Source organism: Streptomyces sp., assembly GCF_031181555.1.
In the GTDB taxonomy this organism is placed as follows: Bacteria; Actinomycetota; Actinomycetes; order Streptomycetales; family Streptomycetaceae; genus Streptomyces; species Streptomyces fimbriatus.
In genome coordinates, this window is sequence record NZ_JAPSKQ010000192.1 from 2,919 (window position 1) to 10,805 (window position 7,887).

The 7,887-nt window shown below is 72.3% G+C and carries 6 protein-coding genes and 2 pseudogenes; 4 read left to right on the top strand and 4 right to left on the bottom strand.

Going from position 1 to position 7,887, the window contains the following annotated elements; genetic code table 11:
• Together RIM90_RS27455 and map are read right to left on the bottom strand one after the other, a co-directional pair.
• Positions 1-159: pseudogene (locus RIM90_RS27455) on the bottom strand (IS6 family transposase); the annotation flags it as partial.
• Between the two features lie 60 nt (positions 160-219).
• Positions 220-1,002 (bottom strand): type I methionyl aminopeptidase, encoded by a 783-nt coding sequence (gene map / locus RIM90_RS27460; RefSeq protein ID WP_309063442.1) that lies wholly within the window; start codon positions 1,000-1,002, stop codon positions 220-222.
• Positions 1,003-1,067: 65 nt separating this feature from the next.
• On the opposite strand from map, the gene RIM90_RS27465 reads away from it, so the two are divergent.
• The 4 genes and pseudogenes from RIM90_RS27465 to RIM90_RS27480 all read left to right on the top strand — a co-directional run bounded on the left by RIM90_RS27465 (position 1,068) and on the right by RIM90_RS27480 (position 4,605).
• Positions 1,068-1,370, top strand: coding sequence for a helix-turn-helix transcriptional regulator (locus RIM90_RS27465; RefSeq protein ID WP_309063443.1), 303 nt, complete (start codon positions 1,068-1,070; stop codon positions 1,368-1,370).
• 626 nt (positions 1,371-1,996) lie between these two features.
• Positions 1,997-2,737 (top strand): annotated as a pseudogene (locus RIM90_RS27470) (transposase).
• A gap of 376 nt (positions 2,738-3,113) precedes the next feature.
• Positions 3,114-3,839, top strand: a complete 726-nt coding sequence (locus RIM90_RS27475) for a hypothetical protein (RefSeq protein WP_309063444.1) — start codon at positions 3,114-3,116, stop codon at positions 3,837-3,839.
• A gap of 19 nt (positions 3,840-3,858) precedes the next feature.
• The gene (locus RIM90_RS27480; RefSeq protein WP_309063445.1) at positions 3,859-4,605 is read left to right on the top strand and encodes a hypothetical protein; all 747 of its coding nucleotides are present in this window, start codon (positions 3,859-3,861) and stop codon (positions 4,603-4,605) included.
• A gap of 464 nt (positions 4,606-5,069) precedes the next feature.
• On the opposite strand, the gene RIM90_RS27485 is transcribed toward RIM90_RS27480, so the two are convergent.
• Positions 5,070-5,870, bottom strand: coding sequence for an FHA domain-containing protein (locus RIM90_RS27485; RefSeq protein ID WP_309063446.1), 801 nt, complete (start codon positions 5,868-5,870; stop codon positions 5,070-5,072).
• Between the two features lie 142 nt (positions 5,871-6,012).
• Positions 6,013-7,887: serine/threonine-protein kinase (locus tag RIM90_RS27490; RefSeq protein ID WP_309063447.1), on the bottom strand; the 1,875-nt coding region annotated here is incomplete at its 5' end.

The following is a 7,887-nucleotide window of genomic DNA, read 5'->3' on the forward strand; positions in this document are numbered from 1 at the left end:
GCGTCGGACGGTCCCGTGGGAGACGAGCACACCGCGCTCGCGCATCAGCTCCTCGACCTCGCGACAGGACAGCGGGAAGCGGAAGCACAGCCGTACCCCGTGCGCGATCACCTCCACCGGGTACCGGTGCCCCTTGTACGACGGCGGCGCGGACGACACGAGCGCCCCCGGCATGACCAACTCCAAGATCACCCCAGGCCGGCCAACGGGACAACGCCCTTACGTCCGCGCTTGCTTCGGTATGGTGAGGATCTCCGCTCCGTCGTCGGTGATGGCGATCGTGTGCTCGCTGTGTGCCGTCCTGCAGCCGGTGGCGCTGCGGAGGGTCCAGCCGTCGGCGTCGGTGACGAGTCGGGCGGTGTCCGCCATCACCCATGGCTCCAGAGCCAGCAGCAGTCCGGGGCGCAGTGTGTAGCCGCGGCCGGGCCGTCCGGTGTTCGGGACATGCGGATCCTGGTGCATCGTCGAGCCGATGCCGTGACCGCCGAACTCGGTGTTGATCGAGTACCCCGCTTCGGTGAGGACCGTGCCGATGGCGTGGGCGATGTCGCCGATCCGCGCCCCGGGCCCGGCGGCAGCGATCCCCGCGGCCAGCGCGCGTTCGGTCGCACTGATCAGGGCGACGCTCTCCGGGGGCCTCGTGTCGCCCACGATGAAACTGATGGCGGCGTCGGCGGCGACTCCGCCCAGGGAGACGGCAAGGTCGAGGGTCAGCAGGTCGCCGTCGGCGAGCGAATAGTCGTACGGCCGCCCGTGCAGGACCGCGTCGTTGACGGCGGTGCAGATGTAGTGGCCGAACGGGCCGCGTCCGAAGGACGGGGCGTAGTCGACGTAACAGGACGTGGCTCCCGCCTCGACGATCATGTCCTTGGCCCACCGGTCGATGTCCAGCAGGTTCGTGCCGATCGTGCTGCGGCTCTTCACCGTCTGCAGGATGTCGGCGACCAGGGCGCCGGTGTCCCTCGCCCGGGCCAGCAGGGTGGGGTTCAGGATCTCGATCATGCGGCGTCCTCCTCGCGGCACCAATAACTATACCGGTCATACTGTACCGGTATAGAATTCGTGCCATGGTCAGGTTGCCGCTCACTCCCGAAGAGGTCGAACGCGGACAGCGTCTCGGCGCCCTCCTGCGCCGGGCCAGGGGAGAGCGTTCGATGCTCGATACCGCGCTCGCCGCACGCGTCTCGCCGGAGACTCTCCGGAAGATCGAGACAGGCCGCGTGGCCACCCCCGCCTTCCCGACCATCGCGGCGATCGCCGACGTCCTCGGCCTCTCCCTCGACGCGGTGTGGGCCGAGATCAACGGAGCCGAACGCGGCGTCGGGCCCGCCGGCTCCACCCACCGCTCCCCGGAACGGCTGGCGTCCTGAGCGATGCCGCAGCGGCCCTGACGGTCGGGGCGGCCGGCGAAGCGGCGCGGACTCAGGCCCGGCCTCCCAAAGGCATCCGGGCGGGCCGTTGACGGCCTTCTACCGGGAAGGACTCCGCGTCGGAGGACAGCGCCGCCCGGTCCGCGGTGTGGAGTGCCTGCTGGGGGTGCGTCCCAGAGGTGACCTCTCGCCCGGCAGGCTGTGACGCGCGGCAAGCTGGACGTCTCGCCGCAGGAATGGGGGCCGGTGGAAGTGTTCGACCGTGAGCCGTCGGAGGTACGGATACCCCGCGCGGCCCTTGACGCCATGGCCGCGGCGCTGAGCGTGCGCACAGTGGCGATGCGCACCTGGCCCGACGGCATCGAGTGGACGTACCCGCTGGGGACGTGGGACGAGCCGCACCTGGAAGGCTCTGCCGGTCCCAGCCTGCGGGGCCGTGCCCCGGTCAGAAACCGGCTGGAGGGTGTGGAGGATGCCGTTGCGCCATTGACGTGTTCTGAGGCGTCGTTCCCGGCCGGTCGGCAGATGCGGGGTGTTCTCGCGCCAAAGGCACCTCCAGTGTCACTGGCTCTGACAAAAACGGTTTGATCGTGTGACTGTCTGCTTGGGATCTCGGTGATGGAGGCATGGGGAAGCGTCGGTCGCAGCCGTGGATCGTGTCGGACGAACTGTGGTCGTCGATCGAGCCGTTGTTGCCCGAGCCGGCGCCGAAGCAGGTGGAGGGACGACCACGAGTGCCCGACCGTCAGGCCCTGTGCGGCATCCTTTTCGTGCCGCACACGGGCATCCAGCGCGAGTACCTGCCCCAGGAGTTCGACTGGTCGAGGGCGGTGATCGACTCTTCCCCTGGCTTCGCCGGGGGCACCCCCACCCACGTCCGGGCTGCACGGCGGGGCTCCAAAGCGGACCCGGCCCGGTCGACCGCGCGCGACCGGGCGGCAGGCACCACATCGTCACCGACGGCCGGGGCGTCCCGCTCGCGGTGTCACTGACCGGCGGCAACCGCGGGCGGCGTCACCCGGCTGCTGCCCCTGCTCGACGAGATCCCGGTGGTCGCCGGGGCGGTCGGCCGGCCCCGGCGCCGCCCGGACATGCTCTTCGCCGACCGCGGCCACGACCACGGCAAGTACCGCCGGCTCCTTCGCGAGCGGGGCATCCGCCCGGTGACCGCCGCACGCGGACAGCCCCACGGCACCGGCCCGGGCACCTTCCGCCGGGTCGTCGAGCGGACGATCTCCTGGCCGCCCGGCTTCCGGCGCCTGCGCATCCGCTGGGAGCGACGCGACGACATCCACGAGGCCTTCCTCGGACTCGCCGTCCGCCTCATCACCCACCGACACGTCCAGAGGCTTTGTCAGGGCCAGTAAGCCGGTGCATCCGGATCGGCCGTGGCCGCCTTCACCACCCCCAGCGCGGCCGGGACGTGCCCGCGCGCCGTGGACGTCGACCCGTACGGATACGCCTTGTGCCGCCCACCACCGCTCCCCCTCCCCCCTCCGGGTCCCTGCCGTGCAGGGACGGCGGACCGGCGCGCCAGCCGGGCCGCAACCAACCGAAGACACCTGCACCGGGAACGAAGCCGTCCTGGCCGCGAAGTTCGAGCCGAACGGCATGGCCGCAGGGCAAAGCGACCTCGACGGCAAGGACGTCCGCCACTACGCTTCAAAGCCAGGCGGCCGGTCTCAGGACGCCGCCGGTCCTCGGCCGGGACCGGTCCCGTGACCGGTGTGGTGTCATGCCCGTATGGGCGCGGAGAGAGTGCTGATACTTCATCAGGGGGACGACCTCGACGTCGGTGAGATCCAGGAGATCGTCGACTCGATCGAGAGGGAGTCCGGTGACGTCCTCATCGGGACGCGGGTGACCACCTACCCGGCGGCCGAGCCGACCGAGTCCGTCGCCCACGCGCTGGTGCTTCGGCTGGAGAGGGACGGTGAGGTCGTGCCCGATCCGTTGTCCCGTACGGGCACGTACGGATACGAGCTGTCCGGTGGGCGGTCGGTCGTGGCCGTGGTGGTGTGGGCGGACGAGGTCAACGCCTGGGTGCGGCGGGTCGTCCCCCAGCACATGCTCAGGATCGCGGCCACCGGAATGGCTCTGACGCGGCGGCCGGGATGGAAGCGGCTGGCGGGCGAGGACGCGCTGGCGTTCGTCGCCGGGGCCCGGGACGGGGACGGGCGGCGGTTCGGGGACGACGTGCACGTGGTCGTGAGCCTCCTGCCCAGCACCAAGCCGCGGCGGATCCGGCGGCTCATGCCCGGCGGATACATCCAGTGGGTGGACGGCGTGTTCCGCCGCGCCGGTGCGTCGCTCGGTCGCGTCGACGTCGCGCACTGGCTCGTGTGCGTGGACGGGTCGGCGCGCGTTCTGCACCTCGCCTATCTCTCCGCCGACCGCAACGTGACGCCGTTGCTGCCGTGGGAGGTGCTGTCCCGTGCCGAGAAGCGCGGGGGAAGGAAGCTGACGTAGGGCGTCGACGGACGAGTGCGTGAACTCGGAGGTGTTGGCAGTGGGGTTGTTCCGGATGCAACGGGAACGACGGTCGGAGTACGAGCCGCCGCAGCCCGCGGGGCGGGAGCGGCCGGCCGATGACGAGTATGCGCTTCTGCGGGACGGTGCCGGGGAACTGGAAGGCCTGTGGATCAGTGACGTCCGGCAGGCCGACGATGCCTTCATCGGGGCGGTCCTCGACCGGCACGGGATGCGGGGCGATGTGACGACGTCGCGTTACCGGGTCGTCCGCAACACCTTCAACGACCGCGGCGGTGTCTTCGTCAGGTTCGTGGGGGACGAGACGACCGCCGGAGACGGTGGGCTGCCCCGGCGGGTGCTGGTGGTCGGCGACGAGCAATACCTGGTGCACGAGGAGTTCGACGCGTTCAGCCGCGACGCCGTCGCCGGCAGGATCGCGCTGCTGAAGACCACCATCGACGAAGCCTCGGCCAGTGACCTTTACCCCCTGTACGAGGTACTGGCAAAGACCTTCGGCGACAGGGCACCGCAGACCCGGGCCGCCATGCGCGCCCCGCTCCAGTGTGTGACCTGCCTGCGGGCTTACTCGGCCAACCTGATCCACGTGCGGGACATGAAGCGCGCGGGCACGCCGATGGCCGGGACCGTCAGCAGCCGCGACGGTGCCAGGCAGGTCGCCCAGGCGCTCGCGATGACCGCATGCCTGGACTGCGGTGGTGAGATCGCGATCTGGGTGTACGACCCCCACGCCGGCAATCAGTGATCCGGGCGAGCGCCCAGTAGGGCTTTGAGCACGGTGCCGTACAGGGGCGGTGCCGCACAAAGCGGATGCGGAGCAGCCGAGACGAGGGAGTGGACGCGGCGGGCGCCGACCGGAGGGCGTCGGCGGTGCTCGTGCGGTACCGGAGGGTGACCACCGAGCGGGTGCACTTGCTGCCGGCTCCGGGCGTGCGGATCCAGCAGACCCGGCGGCGGCCGGCGAAGCTGCGCCAGGAGGGTCTGGTGGACCGGGTCACGCTGCCGCAGACCGGACGCACGCGAGTGTGGTTCCCCACCCGCTACGGGGCGCGGATCGCCTCCGAGTGGCCCGAGCTGCGGGGGCGGCGGTCCTCGAGGACCGTGCCGGACCGCGCTGCGGTGCGGTTGCGGGCCGGAGGAGAGATGACGGTGGCACCACCCGCCCTTCCCGCGGCTGCTGTTCGTCCTCGACGGCACGGCGATCCGGCGCTACGGCTGTCCCGCGGGCGCGCCCTCCGGGCCGCCGGGGGCGTCGTCCATCAGGTTCAGGTCCGGCGGCACGAGCGTCGTCGACTCGACCAGGCCCTTGAGCAGGTTGTGCAGCAGGTTGTTGTCGGAGGGCCGTTCCTCGGACCTGTCGTGCATCAGCGCGTACTTGAAGCCGGTGCCGTGCAGCCGGCGGCGTACCGCCTCGATCCGGTACTCGATCCTGCGCTCGTTCCAGTTGCCGTCCGGGCGCAGATGGACGAGCTGCCGGGCGGCCATGGAGTACGTCAGGGGCCGCGGATCCTCCTCGTAGAGCAGGTACCGCTGGCCGAGCACGACCAGGAGCAGCCGTTCGTCGTCGTCGAGGGCCCAGGTCTGCGGCCGCAGGGTGTCGGCCCGGCGGCGGGAGACCGGGCCCTGGTCGTCGTGGTCGGCGACGTACAGCTCGACCAGGTGCTCGCGGTAGCCGGAGCCCTTGACGAACAGGGGGGTGTACCCGGTGGTGAGCGGTACGGGCTCGGTGGTGGTGTGCATCATCCGGCCGCGCGGCAGCCGCACGAGCTGGCGCCCGGTGTTGCGCAGCCACCAGTGGCCCTGGCGGAACGTCAGCTCTCCGTGCCGGCGGCTCACCCGGAGATCGTCGATACCGACCTCCAGGTCCACGTCGGGGTGCTCGCCCCGCCCGAAGCGGACGGTCCGTCCCGGGCTGGGCGGGACGCAGAGGTCGCCGGTGACCGTGCGCGCGTGCAGGGTTCCGGGCGCGGTGGACGCGACACCGCGCGCGAGGCTGGCGGAGAAGGGCATCGCTGGTCTCCTCGGTGCGGAGGGCGTGGGACGCCTGCGGAATCGGTACGGTGGAGCCTCGGGGCGACCGCTCCGCCGGACGTGCCCACCAGCATGCGCCGGCCTGCTCGGGACCCCTCCCCAAAGGGCCGGGACGCCGGTTTCAGAGGGCGGGGGGCAGCTTCGCGGCGGCGGAGGCGGCGAGGTCGGTGGCCATGCCGCAGAGGTCGGCGACGGGCCGCCGGCCACCGACGTGCAGGCGCAGCATCTCGGCGGCCGTCTCGGCGTCGTGGCCGCTGTACTCGCGGTGGACGACGAAGACCGTGCAGGTTCCGTCGTCGTTGCCCTCCGGCACGACGACGGCGTCGTGGCCGCCGAGCCGGACGGGGTCGCCGTCGCGCGCGGACTTGGGCTGGTCACGGAAGAACGCGATCTCCGCCTTCAGGTCGTCGACGTCGCTGAACCACGAGCAGCTCCAGTTGGCGACGCCCGCCTCGTGCGCGTCGGCGCTGATGCCCGGTACGGCGGACAGGGCCTCGGCGTCGAGCAGCCTGCAGGCGTCCGCCCAGGCCAGGGACTCGGCCGGGTAGGTGGGCGCACGGCGTGGCAGCGGGCCCCGGTTCAGCACGTCGGCGGCGCTGCGGGCGGCGGCTTCGGCGACCGTGCACAGCGTGGCCGTGCCGCCGGTCACCGTGCCCTTGCCGACGTCGACGCGGATCCGGACGACGTCGCCCGCCTCGCTCCGCTCCCCGTGGGACAGCAGGAGCCCGCACTCGTCCTCGGCCGGCGGCTCCTCCCGGACGGCGATGTTCCCGATGGTCCGGGCGGGTTCCGACGCCTCCGGCGGCGAGCCGTCGCGCAGCTGGAACGACACGTCGATGCGGTTCTCGCCGTCGGTGTGGACGAGCACGTCGCAGCGGTCGAAGTTGCCGTAGTCCACGTCCACGCGGCTCTCGCCAAAGCGGTCGAAGGCTACGGGATCGGCCAGGGCGCACACGTCGGCGGTGTGCGGGTCGCCGATCAGGGACCGCGCCGCGCCGTGCACGGACTCGCCGGGGAGCTGCCGCTGGGCGGAGCCGGGGCCGGCGCTTCCCTCACCGCCGTCGTCGCCCCGGTTGCCCCTGTCGCCGAAGAGGGCGAACAGAGTCAGGGCCAGTGCGGTGCACAGACCGAGCGCCGCAGCCAGTAACCGCCGGCCGCCCCGCCGCCCCCGCCCGCCGTGCCGTCCTGGTTCGGCGACAGCCGTCAGGAGCTGCCGCGCCTCCGCCGCCTCCGGGCGTTCCCGTGGATCGCGCCGCAGCATGGCCGAGAGCACGGGGTGCAGGGGGCCCACGGCATCGGCGTCGATCTCCACGACGCCCTGCTCCGCCTTCCAGTACGCCAGGCGGGCGCCGTCCTCGCCGCCGGGCCGGTCCGCACCGGGGCCACCGGCCCGTCCCGCTGCGTCTCCGCGCGGTGGCGCGCCGGTGACCAGTGCATGGAGCGTGGCGGCCAGGCAGAACACGTCCGAGGCGGGCCGGGGGACGTTGCCGCGGGCCAGTTCGGGAGCGGCATAGTCGGGAGTGAAGCTGTACGGGCCGTTGACCGTGATGGTCTCGGCGCCGCCGATCCGGTATGCGGCGCCGAAGTCCAGCAGCTTGGCCGTGCCGTGCCGGGTGAGGCCGATGTTGGCGGGCTTGACGTCGCAGTGGACGACCCCCGCCTCGTGCAGCGCGGCCAGCGCGTCGGCGAGCTGGGCGCCGATACGGGCCGACTGCCGGGGCGACATGGGCGGCTTCCCGTCCAGGCCGCCGCCGGGCACGTGCTCCATGACGAACCAGTACGTCGTGGCGGCGTCCTCCTCCGGCGCCTCGGTCACCACGTCGAACAGCGTCACGACGTGGGGATGGCCGCGGAACTTGGCCAGGGCCCGCGCCTCGCCGAGCAGCCGCAGCGCGGTCTCGCGGCCGCCCTCGATCCGCTCGGGTTTCAGCGCGACGTCCTGCCCCACCACGGTGTCGTGGGCGAGCCACACCTCGCCGCCCCGCCCCACGCCGAG